This window comes from Anoxybacter fermentans, from assembly GCF_003991135.1.
In the GTDB taxonomy this organism is placed as follows: Bacteria; Bacillota; Halanaerobiia; order DY22613; family DY22613; genus Anoxybacter; species Anoxybacter fermentans.
On sequence record NZ_CP016379.1, the window covers coordinates 595,202 to 612,954 of the forward strand.

Annotated in this window: 19 protein-coding genes; 17 read left to right on the plus strand and 2 right to left on the minus strand. The window is 35.7% G+C overall.

Going from position 1 to position 17,753, the window contains the following annotated elements:
- Positions 1 to 348 precede the first annotated feature (348 nt).
- Both BBF96_RS02635 and BBF96_RS02640 read right to left on the minus strand, forming a co-directional pair.
- The gene (locus tag BBF96_RS02635; protein ID WP_164730864.1) at positions 349 to 912 is read right to left on the minus strand and encodes a DDE-type integrase/transposase/recombinase; all 564 of its coding nucleotides are present in this window, start codon (positions 910 to 912) and stop codon (positions 349 to 351) included.
- 196 nt (positions 913 to 1,108) lie between these two features.
- Complete coding sequence (locus BBF96_RS02640; RefSeq protein ID WP_127015722.1) at positions 1,109 to 1,678, minus strand: hypothetical protein; 570 nt, start codon at positions 1,676 to 1,678, stop codon at positions 1,109 to 1,111.
- 187 nt (positions 1,679 to 1,865) lie between these two features.
- On the opposite strand from BBF96_RS02640, the gene BBF96_RS16600 reads away from it, so the two are divergent.
- From BBF96_RS16600 to BBF96_RS02720, 17 genes are all read left to right on the plus strand, one after another.
- A complete protein-coding gene (locus BBF96_RS16600; protein ID WP_205665697.1) occupies positions 1,866 to 2,294 on the plus strand; it encodes a hypothetical protein in 429 nt (142 codons plus the stop codon).
- A 40-nt stretch (positions 2,295 to 2,334) separates the two neighbouring features.
- Complete coding sequence (locus BBF96_RS02645; protein WP_205665698.1) at positions 2,335 to 3,234, plus strand: radical SAM/SPASM domain-containing protein; 900 nt, start codon at positions 2,335 to 2,337, stop codon at positions 3,232 to 3,234.
- A 5-nt stretch (positions 3,235 to 3,239) separates the two neighbouring features.
- The gene (locus tag BBF96_RS02650; protein WP_205665699.1) at positions 3,240 to 4,853 is read left to right on the plus strand and encodes an ATP-binding cassette domain-containing protein; all 1,614 of its coding nucleotides are present in this window, start codon (positions 3,240 to 3,242) and stop codon (positions 4,851 to 4,853) included.
- On the plus strand, positions 4,850 to 6,457 hold the full coding sequence (locus BBF96_RS02655) for an ATP-binding cassette domain-containing protein (protein WP_127015723.1): 1,608 nt from the start codon (positions 4,850 to 4,852) through the stop codon (positions 6,455 to 6,457). Before BBF96_RS02650 ends, BBF96_RS02655 begins: the two co-directional genes overlap by 4 nt.
- Positions 6,458 to 6,747: 290 nt before the next feature.
- Entirely contained in the window at positions 6,748 to 7,209 is a 462-nt protein-coding gene (rimP, locus tag BBF96_RS02660; protein WP_127015724.1) for a ribosome maturation factor RimP, read from the plus strand.
- A gap of 22 nt (positions 7,210 to 7,231) precedes the next feature.
- Positions 7,232 to 8,290 (plus strand): transcription termination factor NusA, encoded by a 1,059-nt coding sequence (gene nusA, locus BBF96_RS02665; RefSeq protein ID WP_127015725.1) that lies wholly within the window; start codon positions 7,232 to 7,234, stop codon positions 8,288 to 8,290.
- A 31-nt stretch (positions 8,291 to 8,321) separates the two neighbouring features.
- A complete protein-coding gene (rnpM, locus tag BBF96_RS02670) occupies positions 8,322 to 8,591 on the plus strand; it encodes an RNase P modulator RnpM (protein WP_127015726.1) in 270 nt (89 codons plus the stop codon).
- On the plus strand, positions 8,581 to 8,946 hold the full coding sequence (locus BBF96_RS02675) for a L7Ae/L30e/S12e/Gadd45 family ribosomal protein (RefSeq protein ID WP_127015727.1): 366 nt from the start codon (positions 8,581 to 8,583) through the stop codon (positions 8,944 to 8,946). Before rnpM ends, BBF96_RS02675 begins: the two co-directional genes overlap by 11 nt.
- Entirely contained in the window at positions 8,924 to 10,984 is a 2,061-nt protein-coding gene (gene infB, locus BBF96_RS02680) for a translation initiation factor IF-2 (RefSeq protein WP_127015728.1), read from the plus strand. Before BBF96_RS02675 ends, infB begins: the two co-directional genes overlap by 23 nt.
- 24 nt (positions 10,985 to 11,008) lie before the next feature.
- Entirely contained in the window at positions 11,009 to 11,395 is a 387-nt protein-coding gene (rbfA, locus tag BBF96_RS02685) for a 30S ribosome-binding factor RbfA (RefSeq protein ID WP_127015729.1), read from the plus strand.
- The gene (locus BBF96_RS02690) at positions 11,370 to 12,329 is read left to right on the plus strand and encodes a DHH family phosphoesterase (protein WP_164730865.1); all 960 of its coding nucleotides are present in this window, start codon (positions 11,370 to 11,372) and stop codon (positions 12,327 to 12,329) included. Before rbfA ends, BBF96_RS02690 begins: the two co-directional genes overlap by 26 nt.
- A 9-nt stretch (positions 12,330 to 12,338) precedes the next feature.
- Positions 12,339 to 13,238, plus strand: coding sequence for a tRNA pseudouridine(55) synthase TruB (gene truB, locus BBF96_RS02695; protein WP_127015731.1), 900 nt, complete (start codon positions 12,339 to 12,341; stop codon positions 13,236 to 13,238).
- Between the two features lie 12 nt (positions 13,239 to 13,250).
- Complete coding sequence (locus tag BBF96_RS02700; protein WP_127015732.1) at positions 13,251 to 14,195, plus strand: bifunctional riboflavin kinase/FAD synthetase; 945 nt, start codon at positions 13,251 to 13,253, stop codon at positions 14,193 to 14,195.
- A 260-nt stretch (positions 14,196 to 14,455) separates the two neighbouring features.
- Positions 14,456 to 14,680 carry a hypothetical protein gene (locus tag BBF96_RS02705; RefSeq protein WP_127015733.1) on the plus strand — a complete coding sequence of 75 codons (225 nt, stop codon included), beginning with the start codon at positions 14,456 to 14,458 and terminating at the stop codon, positions 14,678 to 14,680.
- 3 nt (positions 14,681 to 14,683) lie between these two features.
- On the plus strand, positions 14,684 to 14,905 hold the full coding sequence (locus tag BBF96_RS02710; protein WP_127015734.1) for a hypothetical protein: 222 nt from the start codon (positions 14,684 to 14,686) through the stop codon (positions 14,903 to 14,905).
- Between the two features lie 98 nt (positions 14,906 to 15,003).
- Entirely contained in the window at positions 15,004 to 15,270 is a 267-nt protein-coding gene (rpsO, locus tag BBF96_RS02715; RefSeq protein WP_127015735.1) for a 30S ribosomal protein S15, read from the plus strand.
- Positions 15,271 to 15,483: 213 nt separating this feature from the next.
- On the plus strand, positions 15,484 to 17,631 hold the full coding sequence (locus tag BBF96_RS02720) for a polyribonucleotide nucleotidyltransferase (RefSeq protein WP_127015736.1): 2,148 nt from the start codon (positions 15,484 to 15,486) through the stop codon (positions 17,629 to 17,631).
- The last annotated feature ends 122 nt before the right edge of the window (positions 17,632 to 17,753 follow it).

The window sequence follows — 17,753 nt, forward strand, 5'->3', positions numbered from 1 at the left end:
TGAAAGGCGAATAATTAGATTCTCTGGTTTTGAAAAGCTTTATTATGATGAGAAATTAATTAGTAGCATCAAATAAAATATGAAGTTTCTTAGAAAATGGAAGTTGGTAATAGTTTAAAACCATTCTATCAGTTAGAGTACAAAATATTGTATTTCGAGTCAAGTAATAATTCACCATTTAATAAAAATATGGAAATTAAAGTTTATAATAAGTTTTGTTATTAATTATACTTTTTTAAAACCAACCAGGGTTAAAGAGTTTTGTTGTGCTACTCTGATTTTTTGCATTTATCTGTAATGCTTATTGAATCTTGGATCTTGTTCAATAGTCCATCTAGTAACTTATGCTCAGTTTTCAATTATTCGACCAGTGGAGTCTGTAATCTGCAAAGGTGGTTTACCGCCAAATGAATCATGGGGTTTTAAGTAGTTGAAATACAACTGATACAGTATTGCATGAGAGATAGCACCTTCGAAAGAACTGAAGCTTTTATGTCGTTTGTAATATGATTTATAAGTTCCAAAGAAGCGTTCTACTATGTTTTTGTAAGGCCGATAAACTTCATTGCTGTAATCGACTATTCCATAGGGAAAAAGCCCTTTAATCTGGTGGTGATCGATATTTGCATTTAGAAATACTTTAGCAGCATGTACAGCAACTTCATAGATTAGAGCTTTATAGGTCACTAGAGTGAATTTTTTACCATCGTATTGTTCGATGACCCTTTGTAGAATTGTAAGGGCAGCTTTAGCATCACGATGTTTAGAAAGATGCTGAATGATGACAAAACCATGTTTACCATCGATGGCTGTAAATAAGCAGTGCCATTTGCCTTTAATTTTGACATAGATTTCATCGATAGCGACAATATCAGATAAAGGTAAAGGTAGTTTTGGAATCAAGGGTGCCAATTTAGCAGCTAATGAAACTGTCCATTTTTGAATGATCTCTTTTGATAGAGAAACTTGCCAGGTTAGTTTGATAGCCTGTACAGTTTGTTGTAAAGAGAGACCTAATCCGATGTAGAAATCAATAGCTTTAGAGATTAAAAAGTTCCGTAATGGCTGTTAGCCAGGTTAACTGGTGTTTTTTGTGGAGATGAGATTTCTAACTCATTTGGATCAAAATCAAAAGCACGATAACGATATCTTTTACGTTGATTAACCCATTTAGGGCAGTTATCGTTTTTACATTTGTATTTGGTGTAATGTTTTCTATGTTTTTCTTTAGAGAGGGCATAACCACAAAATAGGCAATAGTATGTAGGATGTGTTTTAGGTTGATGAGGCTTTTTTGGAGCCCATTGATATTTACAGACTTTACACTGAAGTTTTTGATATCCATCCCGATCACGTCCAAAGAGTCTGAGATAGTCTTCAGAGGGGCTCCACAGTGTGGGCATTCATCGACATCAATATTTAAAGATTTAATTCTGCGTACAGGTTTGATTGGTTGTCCATTTTTTTCAGCTTCAGCGAGTAATGTTTGATAATCTTTGTAAACAGGTTTTACAAGAGGTAAAGGATTATCTAGGCTGTTTAATTTAGAGTAGTTATCATCAATCTGTTTAGATGGTGTAAAATCAATACGGAAATATTGTGAGAGAACTAAAAAGAGATGAAGAAGAAAATTTAATAAAGAATTTAAGAGGATATTGAGTAGTGGTTGACGAATCATAACTTACGAATCCCTCCATTCTGGGTGTAGTGAGTTTTGGTTTGGTCAACTACTACCTACTACTCCAGGGGGAGGGATTCCTTCTTTTTTAGGAAAATCCCGACTCTACAAGGAAAAATCAAGCTTTTGCCCCTTGAAAAAGGGAGAAAATTTGACGGAACAGATTAATTTAGTGGAAGGAAAATATATGAAATGGACAAATTATTATACATTCTTTGATTTGAAAAATCATTATTATTTGCTTAATACTTTAAATTCTGCATTAATTGAAATAGATGAGGAGTATCTATCAAAGATTAAGCATGTAATTTCGGACTGTAATTATGATGTTCTTAGTAAGGATGAGATTAAAATTCTTACAGAAAATAGGTTTCTTATTAATGATTCTTACGATGAACTTTTAGCTGTTCGTAATAAATATCTTTTGTCAAAATATCGATTAGGGAACAAAATAAAAATAGATATTGCCGTTACTAATCAATGTAATTTTAGATGTCCATACTGTTTTGAAAGATTCTCTAATAATACAATGCATACAAGTATTGCAGATGAAATAAGAGGTAATTTTGTAAAAAAATTTAAAATTTTATATAACATATATGTCAAGCAATTATAAAATAAGAGAATTGCAGATAGTTTGGTATGGTGGTGAACCATTGCTTGAGTGGCCTTTCATACATTTTATAAACGATGAATTAATTAGTTTATCTGAACGATTTGGCATGAAATATAATAACATAATAGTAACAAATGGTTATTTACTCGATGAATCAATTGCGAGGGCATTAGGAAAGCAAAATATAGAGTATGTTCAAATTACTCTTGATGGCACTGAGCACATTCATAATTTAAGAAGAAGAATTGCTAACGGTGGAGGCTCATATTCAACGATTTTACAAGGGATTTCTTATTTATTAAATAATAATATAAATACTGTTATTCGTATTAATGTTGATAAAGAAAGTATTAATTCAATTAGCTCGCTTATTGATGAGTTATATAGGAAATATAAAAAATATGTAAAAACTAAACTACTTTCTTTAGATATAGCACGAGTGTATGGATATAGAAAATCTTTTTCATTGTCTGATTTTTATTACATGTGTAGGAATATTTGGTTAAAGACAGTACATTATGGTTTTATTACTCCATCATTACAAGTTGCAGGTATAGGAACTTTTTGCGGAGCTGAGAGAGATTCTCTTACTGATATAGTTGTAGATATTTTTGGGAATCTTTATAAATGTTGGAATTATGTATTTGTAAAAGGAGCAAATTATTCAACATTAGAAGAGTTAGCAGAACACAATTATGAAATAATCCCTCAAAACAGAAATAGGCTGAGGTATGTTGAAAAAGCTTCCCTTCTAAGCATCAATAATGGTAAATGTTTAAGCTGTAACTATTTTCCCTATTGTCAAGGACTTTGTCCAGATCTTAGACTTAGAATAATGAAGAGTTTGGAAGAAAATATATATAATAGGGATAAGTGCAAATCGATAGTTAAGGATTATCTAGAAACCCAAATAGAGGCATTGTTATCTTCTAAGGAGTGATAGTAATGATGAATGTCATCTTCAGGCAGTTTAAGTTCTTATGGCAGCAAATGCCAAAAGGATATAAGCAATATTATACAATTTATATGCTTATTTCTGTTGTTCATGTTTTCATTTTTCTGCTTCTTCCACTTATATACAGAGATATAATAGACGCTCTTACAAAAGAGCATTATTCTCCAGAGAAAATTTTTCTTTATATCATTCTCACTTTGGCAGGCTATGCTTCAATAAGGATATGGAGTCTTATAAATATCTATTTCAAAGAAAAAATGAAAAAAATTATTATGGATAAACTTTTTCATTCTGTACTGGAGATGGATTCAGCTCATTTTAAATCAAGAGAGCCAGGTTATTGGGCAAGTATTTTTTCAAAGGACATAGATATGACATCAAATATGTATCTGGATTTTGTTTATACTCTTCCTGCTGAAGGTATTGCCCTTGTTGCGATACTTGTCATTATTGCTATTAACTGTATGCCTATTACTTTTGTTATTCTTTCAGGATTAGCTATTGCAGGTTTCATAAATTATTGGAGAGATAAATATGTGGTGCCTTACTATGATAAAGCACAGGAGGATTTCAGGAATACAATTGATATAGTTAATGCTTACCTCAAAGGGGTAGGAGATTTATTGCACAATCAGGCAGAGAATGTTTTTATTCAAAAATTAAAAGAGAGATTTGTCATTTACAGTAATCATCTTGAAAAATATTTTAAAAAGGATTCCATAAGCGAATATTTCATTTCAGTTACAAATGAAGTTACAAAAATGGCAAGTGTTGGGCTTTCTTTATTTTTCTTTATAAAGGGAAATTTTACTTTTGGTACAGCAATACTTCTTATTATGTTTTCTTCCACTGCCTGTGAAAAGGCAAAATATTTAGTGGAGAATTTCAAATGGCTTATGAATTTTCCTCCTCACATTAAAAAGGTGCAAATGGCTATTGAATCTCCACAATTAATAAAGAGCAAGCAAAATATATCTAGTGATTTTATTGCTTTAAATTTAAACAATATTGGTGTTAAATACAATGATAAATGGGTAATAAGACATTTTTCTATGGAAATAAAAAAAGGTGAGAAGGTTGCATTATTGGGGAAAAGCGGTATAGGTAAATCAACAATTTTAAAAGTAATTTCAGGGAGTATCAGGCCCTGTGAAGGTAAAGTAGAGTTTATTTATTGTTGCCCGAAGATAGGACTTCTCTCTCAGAGATGTTATCTGTTTAATAGAACCATAAGGGAAAATATGTTAAGTGTAAAGCCTGATGCTAAAGATGAAGAAATTATTGAAGTATTAAAGAATGTTGGATTGTTTGACTGGTTTCGAAGATTGCCTTTGGGGTTAAATACGCAAATTGGCCAATTGGGCAAATTGGTTTCTGGCGGAGAAAAAGCGCGATTATCATTAGCCCAACTCATTCTTTTAAATCCTGATTTAGTGCTTATTGATGAACCGTTTGTAGGTGTGGATAAGGAGCGTAAAGACGAAATTATGCAATATATGAAAAAGTTTTTACAGGATAAAACCTGTATAATTGTAACCCATGATGATGACATAGTTAAAACCCTTGCCTTGCGGTGTGTTTATGTGAGAGGTGATAGCTTATGAAGCGAATAAAATGGCTTTTTCATATATTGCCCAAAACCATAATAATAGATTTTATTATTACATTTTTCTTTTTCTTTGCATCAGACATTGGCATATTATTAATGCCATTGTTCTATGCAAAAATTCTCGACAAGGTTCAAAAATTACATAACTTTCCTTTTGTGTATTATTTAACATGGGGAGGACTTATTTTAGTTTTGGTAACAGTACGCACATACATGACATATAGAAATAGTAAACAAAAAGTTAAGATACATAAAATACTTGCTGTAACAACAGGCAAATTGATTTTTAATGTTCCCTTGCAAGAAGTTGTAGCAAAAGGTTCGCAGTATTACACAGATGCAATTTTAAATAGAACTGGAGAGGTATCATCATTATTTGATATACAAAACATGACAGGTATTATAAATCTCGCAAGACTTATTGTTTTAACAATACTCATTACATATATTGATAAAATATCAGGTGTGTCTTCCTTTATTGTAGTAATTGTATCTATCCTTATATATAAATATGGAAATAATTATTATCTGAAAAATAATGCAAAGTTCATAGAAAAAAAGAGGCAATACTTAAGTGATGTGGAAGATACGATTTTTGGAAAGGAAGAGATAGAAAATTTTGGGACTTTTGATTATGAAGAGAAACGCCACAATGCTTTAACAGAAGAATTAAGGAAAATGCACACCAAAATTTTAGCCAGAGATTTTATACATTTTTTTATAGAACTGGATGCTGTAAGGATTGCTTATGAACTTTTCATATTTGTCTGGGTATTGAATAGAGTTTATACTGGATTATATTCCTTAGGGATTGGCATAGTCTTGATTTCTTACAGTAGGATGCTTACAACCCCTATTGTATATCTTAATTCTATCCTGACGAATTTCAGAAATAATTTAACTGCTCTTGATATTGTACATAACCTGGATAAAAATAAAACATTGCCCAATTCAACACCAATTCCTGTATTGGGCAAGAAGATTGAAAAGATTTGTTTTCGGAATGTAAGTTATAGAGTTAATGAAAAAGTAATACTTAGTAATTTATCATTTGAATTGAGGAAAGGAGAGAAACTTGCTATTGTTGGCCCTTCAGGCAAAGGGAAAAGTACAATTATTTCTTTGCTTTTGAAAGATTGTGTGCCTACATCAGGAAAGATACTTGTAAATGATGTAGATATTAAATATATAGATAAGGATTGGCTATATACTCACATTGGTCTACTTTCTCAAAATGGATATTTATTTCCAACTACAGTGGAAGAAAATATACGGATGGGTAATACATCTGTTACAACTGCGGAAGAAAATGAAATTTTAAAAGAGGTAGAATTATCGTCAATAGAACTTAATTACAAAGTCCGTGAAGGTGGACAAAACCTATCTGGTGGTGAAAAATCCCGGTTGCTTTTGGCCAGGCTTATTGCTCAAAATAAAGATTTTGTCATATTAGATGAGCCTTTGGAGGGAGTGGATGTTAAAACGAGAAGTAAAATTATAGAGAATTTAAAAACATATTTAGCTTCAAGAACTGCTATCATTATTACACATCACACTGAAATAGCCAATGCCCTTGCCACACGGAAAATATTAATCTAATGTAATAGCCACCTGATTATTTAATTTAACAGTTTTTGTATTAGTAGTTCTTATTTTTGGAATGACCTTTGGAAAACCACTTGCATTTTTTGAATTTTTGTGTTAGAATATTTTCTGGAAGCTTTAAGTTTTATGAGAATTGATCTATTTTTGTCTAATAGAGTGGGTTTTTACCCACTCTTTCATTTATGCATAGTACATTTTTGGTATATATGATTGCTTTTCTTTGGAAAGAATAAAAATTGCCCGGCAAATATTTACCGGGGAAAATAAAGGAGGGATAATAGAAAATGAGTAAAATTGCTGAAATTGTCTATAAAATGGCAGAACCCATCGTTGATGAAGCAGGGCTTGAATTGGTAGATGTGGAATACATAAAAGAAGGCAAGCAATTTACACTGCGTGTTTTCATTGACCGCCCTGAAGGCGGGGTTACATTGGATGATTGTCAAAATGTAAGTTCTAAGTTGAGTGAACTTTTAGATGAAAAGGATCCAATTCCCAATTCTTATACATTGGAAGTTTCTTCCCCCGGCATTGATCGGCCTTTAAAAAAAGATGCAGATTTCGTAAGATTTGCTGGGCGGAAAGTAGATGTTTCTACATACAAACCTGTTTATGGCAGGAAGAAAAAATTTAGTGGAGAATTGGTTGGACTTGTAGATGGAAAAGTGGTAGTTCGGGTTGATGATGAACAACTAGAGATTCCCCGTGACCAGATTTCCAGGATCAGATTAGCAGTTGAGTTTTAATCTGATAGAGGAGGTTTTTTTAATGAATGTGGAGTTTTTAAGGGCATTGGATGATATTGAAAAAGAAAAGGGAATCCCAAAGGATTTATTATTAGAAGCTATAGAGGCCGCTTTAATATCTGCATATAAGAGAAATTTTGGTTCTGCACAAAATGTGCGGGTGGAGATTGAAAGAGACACAGGTGAAGTACATGTATTTTCTCGAAAAAATGTGGTTGAGGAAGTAAAAGATCCATTATTGGAAATCTCACTTGAAGAAGCGAGGGCAAAGCACCCCGATTATGAAATAGGTGATGTTATAGAAATTGAAGTTACACCAGCAAATTTTGGTCGGATTGCTGCTCAAACTGCTAAACAGGTAGTAGTTCAGAGGATTCGTGAAGCTGAGCGGGAAATTATTTATAAAGAATTTCAAAACCGTGAAGGAGATATCATAACCGGAATTGTTCAGCGGTGGAGTAAGCAAAATGTGGTAATTGATCTTGGAAGAACAGAAGCAATACTTATTCCATCAGAGCAGATGAAATCTGATGAATACAAAAGCGGTGAGCGGATCAAGGTTTATATTGTGGAAGTAAAAAATACTACCAAAGGGCCGCGGATTCTGGTTTCTAGAACCCATCCGGGGCTATTGAAACGGCTATTTGAGTTGGAGGTACCTGAAATTTATGATGGTATTGTTGAATTAAAAGCTGTTGCTAGAGAGGCTGGTTCTCGCTCCAAAATTGCTGTCTATTCCTATGATCCTGATGTGGATCCTGTTGGTGCCTGTGTAGGTCCGCGGGGAATCCGGGTTCAGGCAGTAGTAAATGAGTTAAATGGGGAAAAGATCGATATTGTGAAATGGAGTGAAGATCCGGCTAAATTTGTCTCCAATGCATTAAGTCCAGCAAAAGTTGTTTCAGTAAATATTCATGAGGATGAAGGTGTTGCTCAGGTAGTAGTCCCTGATTACCAATTATCTTTAGCTATCGGTAAAGAAGGACAAAATGCGCGATTGGCTGCAAAACTGACAGGTTGGAAAGTTGATATTAAAAGTGTTTCTCAGGTAGAAAAAGAACCTTTTAAAGACCCTTCATAAGAAGTTGAGATATATGCGGAGGTGAAATTAATTGCCAAAAAAAGTTCCTATCCGCAAGTGTGTGGGTTGTCAGGAACGGAAGGAAAAACGTGAATTAATTCGTATAGTCCGTTCACCAGAAGGGGAATTTTCCGTTGATCCAACAGGCAAAAAACCTGGAAGAGGGGCTTATATTTGCCCTAAACTGGAATGTTTAGAAAAAGCGATTAAAAATAAAGGTCTTGAGCGTTCTTTTAAAACAGCAGTTGATGATGAATTAAAAGAGTTACTTCGACAGAAGGTGACTTCATATGAAAAATGATAAAAGAATTGTTGGTATGTTAGGTCTGGCACAGAAAGCTGGAAAGATTAGTTCTGGTGCATTCCAGGTTGAAAAGGATATTAAAAAGGGTAGAGCTTATTTAGTGATCGTTGCAACTGATGCCAGTGCTAATACACTGAAGGATTTTCGGGATAGCTGTAAATATTATAAAGTTCCATTTAGAGTATGGGGTGATAAAGAGACTTTAGGACATAGCATTGGTAAGCCGTTTAGAGCAGTAGTAGCAGTGCGGGATCAGGGCTTTGCAGCCCGCCTCAAAGAATTGTTAGGGGGAGAGGTTGATGATGAAAATTTCGTAGGAGGTGTTGTATATGGGAAAAATTCGCGTATATAAGCTGGCAAAGGAATTGGGAATTAAAAGTAGTAATATAATTGATTTACTGCAAGAATTAGGAGAAGAGATATCCAGTCATATGAGTACAATAGATGATGAGATAGTGGATACTTTAAAGGAATTAATAGATAGTAAAAAGTCCGGTACGGAAAAGAAAAAAAAGACAAAAGAAAAATCTAAGAAAAAGAAATGTAGAAAGAAGGGGCAAACTGTTAAAAAGGAAGTAGTTCAAAATGCTGAAGCCTCTGATGAGATTTCCTCTATTGATGGCGGGGAAGATGGAGAAAATGTAATTGAAGTTCAACTACCTTTAACCGTTAAAGGTCTAGCTGAACTTTTGAATGTGAACCCAAATACTTTGATTGGTAAATTAATTGGTCTGGGTGTTATGGCTACTATCAATCAAAACTTAGAACCGGAAGCTATTGAGCTTATGGCTGAAGAGTTCGGAAAAAGAGTTAAATTTATAACCCAGGAAGATAAGATGAAAAGGATACGTGAGATTGAAGATCGTGAGGAAGATTTAAAACCACGACCGCCGATTGTTACCGTCATGGGTCATGTCGATCACGGTAAAACATCATTGTTAGATGTAATCCGTCATACCAATGTTACCGCTACTGAGGCTGGAGGAATTACTCAGCATATCGGTGCTTACCAGACTATAGTTAATGGTAAAAAGATTACTTTCCTGGATACACCGGGCCATGAGGCTTTTACGGCCATGCGTGCTCGTGGTGCACAGATTACGGATATTGCTGTTTTAGTTGTTGCTGCTGATGATGGTGTTATGCCTCAGACTGTTGAAGCGATAAACCATGCGAAAGCTGCAGGAATTCCAATTATTGTTGCTATAAACAAAATTGATAAAGATAATGCTAATCCTGATAGAGTATTACAGGAATTATCCGAACATGGTCTGATTCCGGAAGCATGGGGTGGAGATACCATCTGTGTTAATGTCTCTGCTTTAAAGAAGATTAATATTGATGAACTTTTAGAGATGATTCTTCTGGTTGCAGAGATGGAGGAATTAAAAGCCAATCCAAATAGACCCGCTGATGGTGTAGTTGTAGAAGCTGAATTGGATAAAGGACGGGGTCCAGTAGCTACAGTATTGGTAAAACGTGGTACATTGAAGATTGGTGATCCGATAATAGCTGGTACTACTTATGGTCGTGTTCGTGCTATGATTAATGATAAAGGTGAACGGGTTAAAGAAGCTGGTCCATCTACTCCGGTCGTTGTTTTAGGTCTTTCTGATGTACCTCAAGCAGGAGATATTTTTGAAGTTGTGGAAGATGATAAAACAGCTCGTATCATTGCTGAAGAACGGGCTGAACGGAAACGGATGCAGGAGTTACAGACCAAAAAGGTTGTCTCTTTAGATGACCTCTTCAAACAGATTCAAGAAGGAGATGTTAAAGAACTTAAATTAATTATTAAAGCTGATGTTCAGGGTTCAGTAGAGGCTTTACGAGATGCCCTGTTAAAGTTAAGTACTGATGAAGTACGAGTGACTCCAATTCATACCGGTGTTGGTGGAATTACTGAAACAGATATTATGCTGGCCAGTGCATCGGATGCTATTGTTATCGGTTTTAATGTTCGTCCTGATTTAAATGCTCGCAAATTGGCAGAACGTGAAAATGTAGAGATCAGGACATATCGTGTAATATATAAGGCCATTGAAGAGGTAAAAGCTGCTTTAGAGGGATTATTAGAACCTGAATATAAAGAGGTTGTTGTTGGTCATGCTGAAGTTAGAGCTACATTTAAAGTACCTAAAGTCGGAACCGTTGCTGGTCTTTATGTAACCGATGGAAAAATTAATAGAAATAATCAGGTTCGACTGATCAGGAATGGAGTTGTAATTCATGAAGGTAAAATTGCTTCATTAAAACGATTCAAAGATGATGTTCGTGAAGTTACTGAAGGCTATGAATGCGGTTTGGGAATTGAAGGATATAATGATATCAAAGAAGGTGACGAAATTGAGGTATTTGAAATTCAAGAAGTTAAACGTACACTTGACTGATATTGGTAAGGGGAGATGATCTGCATGTCTCAACGTGCACGGCGTGTTGCTCAGGTGATAAAAGAAGAAATAAGCGATTTATTACAGCGTGGTGCTATTAAAGATCCACGGATTGGTTTTGTCACCATAACTGATGTAGAGGTATCAAAAGACCTTCGCTACGCAAAAGTTTTTGTCAGTGTATATGGAGATGAGACGGAAATACAAAACACTATGGAAGGTTTAAATGCTGCTGCTGGATTTGTCCGCAGGGAGGTAGGTAAGCATTTACGCTTACGCCATACCCCTGAAATTATTTTCAAATTTGATCAAAGTGTTCAATATGGCGCGCGAATTAATGAAGTTTTACAGGAATTAAAAAGGAAAGAAAGGTTAGTGGAGGATGATGAACAGTTTAAAGGAGATTGCTGATACAATTGCAAAATATAACCAGGTTGTAATATGCGGTCATATTGACCCCGATGGTGACTGTCTGGGTTCAATGCTTGCATTAGGTACTGCCTTAAAAAAACAGGGTAAAAAGGTACGCCTGGTATTAGAAAGAACTTTACCTGATAATTTATCTCCTTTGGAGGAAGATTGGGATTATTGTTATACAGATGATTTTGTATTTGAACCTGAGGATCAACTTTTGATAGTTCTGGATAGTGGTGCACTGGATCGGATTCCTGAACTTCCTCCTCATAAATTACCAATTATCAATATCGACCATCATATGAGTAATACTTTCTTTGGTGATTATAATTATGTTGATGAGAGGGCGGCTGCTGCGGGAGAAATTGTCTATCTTTTGTTAGAGGAGATGGGGATTGAGATTGATCAAAAGATTGGGTATTATATAGCTGTTTCTATTATTTCTGATACTGGTTGTTTTAGATATTCTAATACCAATCCTCGCATCCTGCGGTTAATGGCTGATCTATTAGAGATGGGTATTGATACCGCCTCTATTTACAAAGATTTTCTCGCCAGCCATCCTCTCCGTAAAATTCGTCTTAGAGGACTCGTTTATTCGCGAATGAAAACTGCTTTTGATGGGCGGGTAGCATGGGTTGTAATTGATCAGGAAATGTTAAAAGAAGCAGGAGCCACGGTTGATGATACTGGTTCCATCTCGAGCGAACTGCGGGATATAAAAGGAGTAGAGGTTGGAGTTAGTATTTTGGAAAGAGAACCTGGTTTGATTCAGTTAGGTTTACGTTCTAATGATTATGTTCCTGTAAACGAAGTGGCCATGATTTTTGGAGGGGGAGGACATTTACGTGCTGCTGGTGCACGTGTTAGAGGAGATTTAGAAGAAATATCTAAAAAGGTATTACAAAAGATCGGAGAATATCTGGAGTGATAGAAAGAGATGAATGGGATTTTAAATATTTTAAAACCAGCTGGCATGACATCTTTTGATGTAGTAGCTAAAATAAAGGGTCTTGTCAAAACCAAGAAAGTTGGACATACTGGAACTTTAGATCCGGATGCTGTTGGAGTGTTACCGATCTGTCTGGGGAAGGCAACCCGTATGGTAGAATTTTTAATGGAAGATCGTAAATTTTATCGAGCTCAGGTGACTTTAGGGATTGAGACTGATACTCAGGATGCTAAAGGAAAGATTATTGCTCAACATGAGATAAGTAATATTGATGAAGGTAAGATTAGACAGGTATTGACTCAATTTATCGGGAAGATTGAACAGATTCCACCTATGGTTTCAGCTGTTAAACATAAAGGAAAGCGACTATATGAATTAGCCCGTCAAGGTATTGAGGTTGAACGTAAACCTCGGGAAGTAAAAATTTATAGTCTTAAACTTTTAAGAGTAAATTTACCTCATTTTTGGATTGATGTAGAGTGTTCAAAAGGAACATATATTAGAACTCTGGCCCATGATATTGGAAAAGCTTTAGGAGTTGGAGCTCATCTCTCTTATCTGATTCGGATAAAAACTGGAGAATTTTCTTTAGAGGAGAGTGTAACAATACCCGAAGTATTTGAGGCATCTCAAAAAAATAGGATTTCTGATTTAATTTTACCTATAGATTGGGGAGTTCGTTCTCTGCCTAAAGTACTAATTAAAGATAAGGTGCAAAAAAAGGCTTATAATGGGGGGCAACTACAAAAAAGAGACTATCAAAAGTTTCCTGAAGGATTGGGTAAGGGTGAGTTAGTAAGAGTTTATAGCAAAAGCGGCTTTATTTCCATTTCAGAGGTGTATGACCCTGAAAGGCAAATTTTAAGGCCCGTAAAAGTTTTTGCCTGAGAGGTGTATAGGATGCAGTTGATTACAGATGAAGAAATAATGAAAAATCACGATAAACCTATGATAGTTGCCCTGGGTTTTTTTGACGGTATTCATTACGGACATCGTGTTATCATAGAAGAGACAGTTCGTCAGGCCAGAGAGTCAAATGTCTTGAGCGGAGTTTTTACTTTTCATCCTCATCCTTTAAAGGTTCTGGCACCGAAGCGGGCTCCCGGATTAATTACAGCTTTATCTCAAAAAAGGCGGATTTTAGCTGAAATGGGTGTTGACCGACTAATTGTAAAAGCTTTTACTAAAGAATTTGCTGCCACTGATTTCCGTTCTTTTGTTCAGACCTATCTGGTTCAATATTTAAAGGTAAAAGGTGTTGTTGTGGGAGAAGATTTTCGTTTTGGTAAGGAAAGTAAAGGCGATGCTACTGCTATGAAGGAATTGGGCGAAAAATACGGTTTTACTGTAACTGTCTTTGATACTATTAGGGTAAATGGGGTAGAAGTTAGAAGCACTTTGATTCGCAATTTGATTCTTAAAGGTCAGATGGATAAGCTCCTTACTTATTTAGGAAGACCGTATACTTTGGTTGGTAAAGTTGTTCGGGGAGATGGCCGCGGTCATCAATTGGGATTTCCTACAGCAAATTTATCATTAGCAGTTGATTATGTTATTCCTGATTACGGAGTATATGCCGGGTATATTATTGTTCATGGTAAAAGATATCAAGCTGTTGCTAATATCGGAGTCAGGCCTACTTTTGCTAAATCCGATCTTTCTATTGAAATTCATATTCTGGACTATTCAGGGAATTTATACGATGAGATAGTTGAGATTGAATTGATCAAAAAAATACGTTCTGAGCGTTCTTTTGATTCAATTGATGAGCTGGTGGCTCAAATTAAAGATGATATTGTATCAACCCGTCAAATTTTATCAAATGACATTACTGCAAAAAGTTGATTTTTCACTTCATAAAGAAATTTTTCGAATCATCTAAAGTTCGATTTCAGTGACTTGATTAGCTTATCATATCCTGTGATGAGGCTATTCTTTTCAATCTCACTAAGAGATGGTTTAACGAAAAATTTCTATAGCGTTCAAAATTAGCTTTTTGCAGTTTAATCATCAAATTAATAATTTATATTAGGTATAATGAGGGTTTACACTCCCTTTCTTTTATGTTAAAATATTAGAGGATGTAATTAAGGGAGTGTGACCGGATGTTATTATCCGAAAAATTATCTGATGCTGAAGTCCGGCAATTAATTTCATTGATTGCACATATTTGTATGAGTCGTGAGTTTCAAGCATTGAAAGAGGAATTAGCGCAGTATTATTGTGAAGCAGGTTATAATAATTTTGATATTACAGCTTTTGAAGATGCTTTGTATACAATGTTGCAGCAGATGGAGGAGTTTAACCCATCTGTAAAGGAGCTTCTTTAGTTTATGAGGGTTATTGTTACCGAACATGTAAAAAAACGGTTAGAGGAAGCTCGTCAACATGGAATTAGTCTTGATGATGTGATCAAGGCGGCTCAGGAATTACCAGGCCGGATTCCAAAAGCAACACGTTTTCGCGGTTTTATTTCAGAAGAGGGATGTCTTTTTGATATTGTAGCAAAAGACTTAAAAACTGGCCGGCTGGTGATAACAGTAATTGGTAAGTAACAATTTTTATAATCTTTGAACCATAACTCTAGGAAAGGCGAGTACTCCGACGTTTTTCTTGGGTTATGGCGATTATGAAAAAAGGAGGTGAATTGTGAATGTTAAGTCCAGAAAGAAAAGCTGAAATTATTAAAGAATATCAAATTTCCGAAGGAGATACTGGTTCTCCTGAGGTTCAAATTGCTCTTTTAACTGAGAGGATTAATCTTTTAACTGAGCATTTAAAGGTGCATAAAAAAGACCATCATTCCCGTAGAGGATTGCTTAAGATGGTAGGTAAGCGTAAAGGTCTTTTACGGTATCTGAAGAATAAAGATATTGAGCGTTATCGTGCATTAATTGAGAAGTTGGGTATTAGAGGTTAAGGTAATTTAAAAGAGCGGGATTAATACCCGCTCTTCCTTTTAATTTACAACCATAAAAAACGGTACATACTGACTTTGGATGAAGAAAAATCTTTTATGCAGATTGTACCAACGGGTATAATATATGTATGGTTAAATTGCAAACAAATTTTATGGCGTATATATTACATGGAAAACTGTTGCGTTATACTTGACGAAGGGGGTAACACTTATATGCACCAATGGCAGGTGGAAGTTGGTGGAAAAGAAATCTATGTCGAAACTGGTAGATTGGCAAAACAGGCCAATAAAGCTGTTTTAGTTCGCTGTGGCGGTACTGTTGTTCTAGTAACTGCAACCATGTCTGAACCACGGGAAGGAATTGACTTTTTCCCGCTTATGGTCAATTATGAGGAACGGGAATATGCTATTGGAAAAATTCCTGGAAGTATAATGCGTCGTGAAGGACGTCCCCGGGATGCAGCAACTCTTGCTGCCCGTTTAATCGATAGGCCTCTTAGACCTCTATTCCCTGAAGGATTCAGACATGAGGTACAAATCATTGTAACTATTTTGTCTGTTGACTCAGATAATGAACCAGATATTCTAGCATTAAACGGTGCTTCAATGGCTCTTTCTTTATCAGACATTCCTTTTAATGGGCCAATCGGTGGGGTTAAAGTAGGTCTCGTTGATGGGGAATTTGTTATTAATCCGGATTCAGAGCAGCGTGAGAAGAGTCTTCTCGATTTGACAGTTGCTGGAACAAAGGATGCAATTATGATGGTTGAAGCCGGAGCAAAAGAAGTTCCTGAAGATGTAATGCTGGATGCTATCATGTTTGCTCATGAGGCAATAAAAGGTTTGGTGGAAAAACAGGAACAAATGGTAGCTGAAGCAGGTAAACCGAAGATTAAATTTGAAGTTCCACAAATAGATGAAAACGTTGAAAAAGCTGTCCGTGAGATGGCTTATGACAGGCTAAATGAAGCAATGCGGATTGTTGATAAGGTGGAACGTAATAGAAAAGTAAAGGAGATTGCTACTGAAGTTAAAGAAATTCTTGCTAAAAAGTTTGAAGAAGATGGAGTAGAAGATGTTGAAGCTAAGTTAAAAATGGTCGATAAAGTGGTAGAAAAATTGAATAAAGAGATTGTTCGTAAAATGATTTTAAAAGAGGGAATCAGACCTGATGGTCGTAAACCTGATGAAATTCGACCCATTTGGTGTGAAGCAGGTGTCCTACCCAGAGTACATGGTTCTGCCGTCTTTACCCGTGGACAAACTCAGGTACTTTCGGTACTTACTCTGGGTGCGATCAGTGATGAACAGGTTCTTTTTGGTCTGGGTGAAGAAGAGACTAAACGCTTTATGCATCATTATAATTTCCCTCCTTACAGTGTGGGTGAGACTGGTCCTTTGCGTGCTCCAGGCCGTCGTGAGATAGGACATGGTGCTCTAGGAGAGCGGGCAATTGAACCTGTTATTCCTGATCAGGATGATTTTCCATATACCATCCGTGTGGTTTCTGAGGTATTGGAATCAAATGGTTCTACTTCACAGGCCAGTATCTGTGCAAGTATAATGGCATTGATGGATGGTGGAGTACCGATTAAAGCTCCGGTAGCAGGTATAGCGATGGGCTTAATGAGTGATGGTGAGAATGTGGTCGTTTTATCCGATATCCAGGGTGTAGAAGATTTCTATGGTGATATGGACTTTAAAGTTGCCGGTACGAAAAAAGGTATTACTGCTCTTCAGATGGATATTAAAATTTCCGGTGTTACCAGAGAGATACTTGAGAAGGCTTTAGAACAGGCGCGGGTGGGTCGTTTATACATTCTGGAAAAGATGTTAGAAGAGATCAGTGAACCGAGACCAGAACTTTCACCATATGCACCAAGCATGATTACTATGAAGATTGATCCGGATAAGATCCGTTATGTTATTGGCCCGGGTGGTAAGACAATTAAGAAGATTATTGATGAAACAGATGTCAAAATTGATATTGAAGATGATGGAACCATCTTCATCCTGGCAACCAATCAGGAAAATGGAGAAGCTGCACGGGATATGATTCAAAACTTAACCCGGGATGTAGCAGTAGGTGAAATCTTTAAAGGTAAAGTAAAAAGGATTGCAAATTTTGGAGCATTTGTTGAGATAGTACCCGGACAGGAAGGTCTTGTTCACATTTCAAAACTTGCTAAACATCATGTCAAGAAGGTTGAAGATGTAGTGAAGATAGGAGATGAAATATGGGTCAAAGTAACCGGTATTGATGAGTTAGGGCGGATTAACTTATCCCGTAAAGATGCCTTACAGGAATTGGGCATAGAAGATCCTACAGCTCCTAAGGAAAAACTGAAAAATAGAGGCTAAGAAGGCACCAAAAGAGGTGTCTTTTATTTTTGTTTGAAAAATGATCCTACTGCAAAAAGTTAATTTTTCGCTTCATCACCTCCTGTAATGAGCTAATCAAGGGCCAGGAGGACCCATTGATT

Coding starts and splice junctions, on each gene's coding strand:
- infB (WP_127015728.1), top strand. CDS start 8,924: ATGGGAAAAATTCGCGTATATAAGCTGGCAAAGGAATTGGGAATTAAA.
- BBF96_RS02710 (WP_127015734.1), top strand. CDS start 14,684: ATGAGGGTTATTGTTACCGAACATGTAAAAAAACGGTTAGAGGAAGCT.
- truB (WP_127015731.1), top strand. CDS start 12,339: ATGAATGGGATTTTAAATATTTTAAAACCAGCTGGCATGACATCTTTT.
- BBF96_RS02650 (WP_205665699.1), top strand. CDS start 3,240: ATGATGAATGTCATCTTCAGGCAGTTTAAGTTCTTATGGCAGCAAATG.
- nusA (WP_127015725.1), top strand. CDS start 7,232: ATGAATGTGGAGTTTTTAAGGGCATTGGATGATATTGAAAAAGAAAAG.
- rpsO (WP_127015735.1), top strand. CDS start 15,004: ATGTTAAGTCCAGAAAGAAAAGCTGAAATTATTAAAGAATATCAAATT.
- BBF96_RS02700 (WP_127015732.1), top strand. CDS start 13,251: ATGCAGTTGATTACAGATGAAGAAATAATGAAAAATCACGATAAACCT.
- BBF96_RS02675 (WP_127015727.1), top strand. CDS start 8,581: ATGAAAAATGATAAAAGAATTGTTGGTATGTTAGGTCTGGCACAGAAA.
- BBF96_RS16600 (WP_205665697.1), top strand. CDS start 1,866: ATGAAATGGACAAATTATTATACATTCTTTGATTTGAAAAATCATTAT.
- rbfA (WP_127015729.1), top strand. CDS start 11,009: ATGTCTCAACGTGCACGGCGTGTTGCTCAGGTGATAAAAGAAGAAATA.
- BBF96_RS02640 (WP_127015722.1), bottom strand. CDS start 1,678: ATGATTCGTCAACCACTACTCAATATCCTCTTAAATTCTTTATTAAAT.
- BBF96_RS02655 (WP_127015723.1), top strand. CDS start 4,850: ATGAAGCGAATAAAATGGCTTTTTCATATATTGCCCAAAACCATAATA.
- rimP (WP_127015724.1), top strand. CDS start 6,748: ATGAGTAAAATTGCTGAAATTGTCTATAAAATGGCAGAACCCATCGTT.
- BBF96_RS02720 (WP_127015736.1), top strand. CDS start 15,484: ATGCACCAATGGCAGGTGGAAGTTGGTGGAAAAGAAATCTATGTCGAA.
- BBF96_RS02705 (WP_127015733.1), top strand. CDS start 14,456: ATGTTATTATCCGAAAAATTATCTGATGCTGAAGTCCGGCAATTAATT.
- BBF96_RS02690 (WP_164730865.1), top strand. CDS start 11,370: ATGAACAGTTTAAAGGAGATTGCTGATACAATTGCAAAATATAACCAG.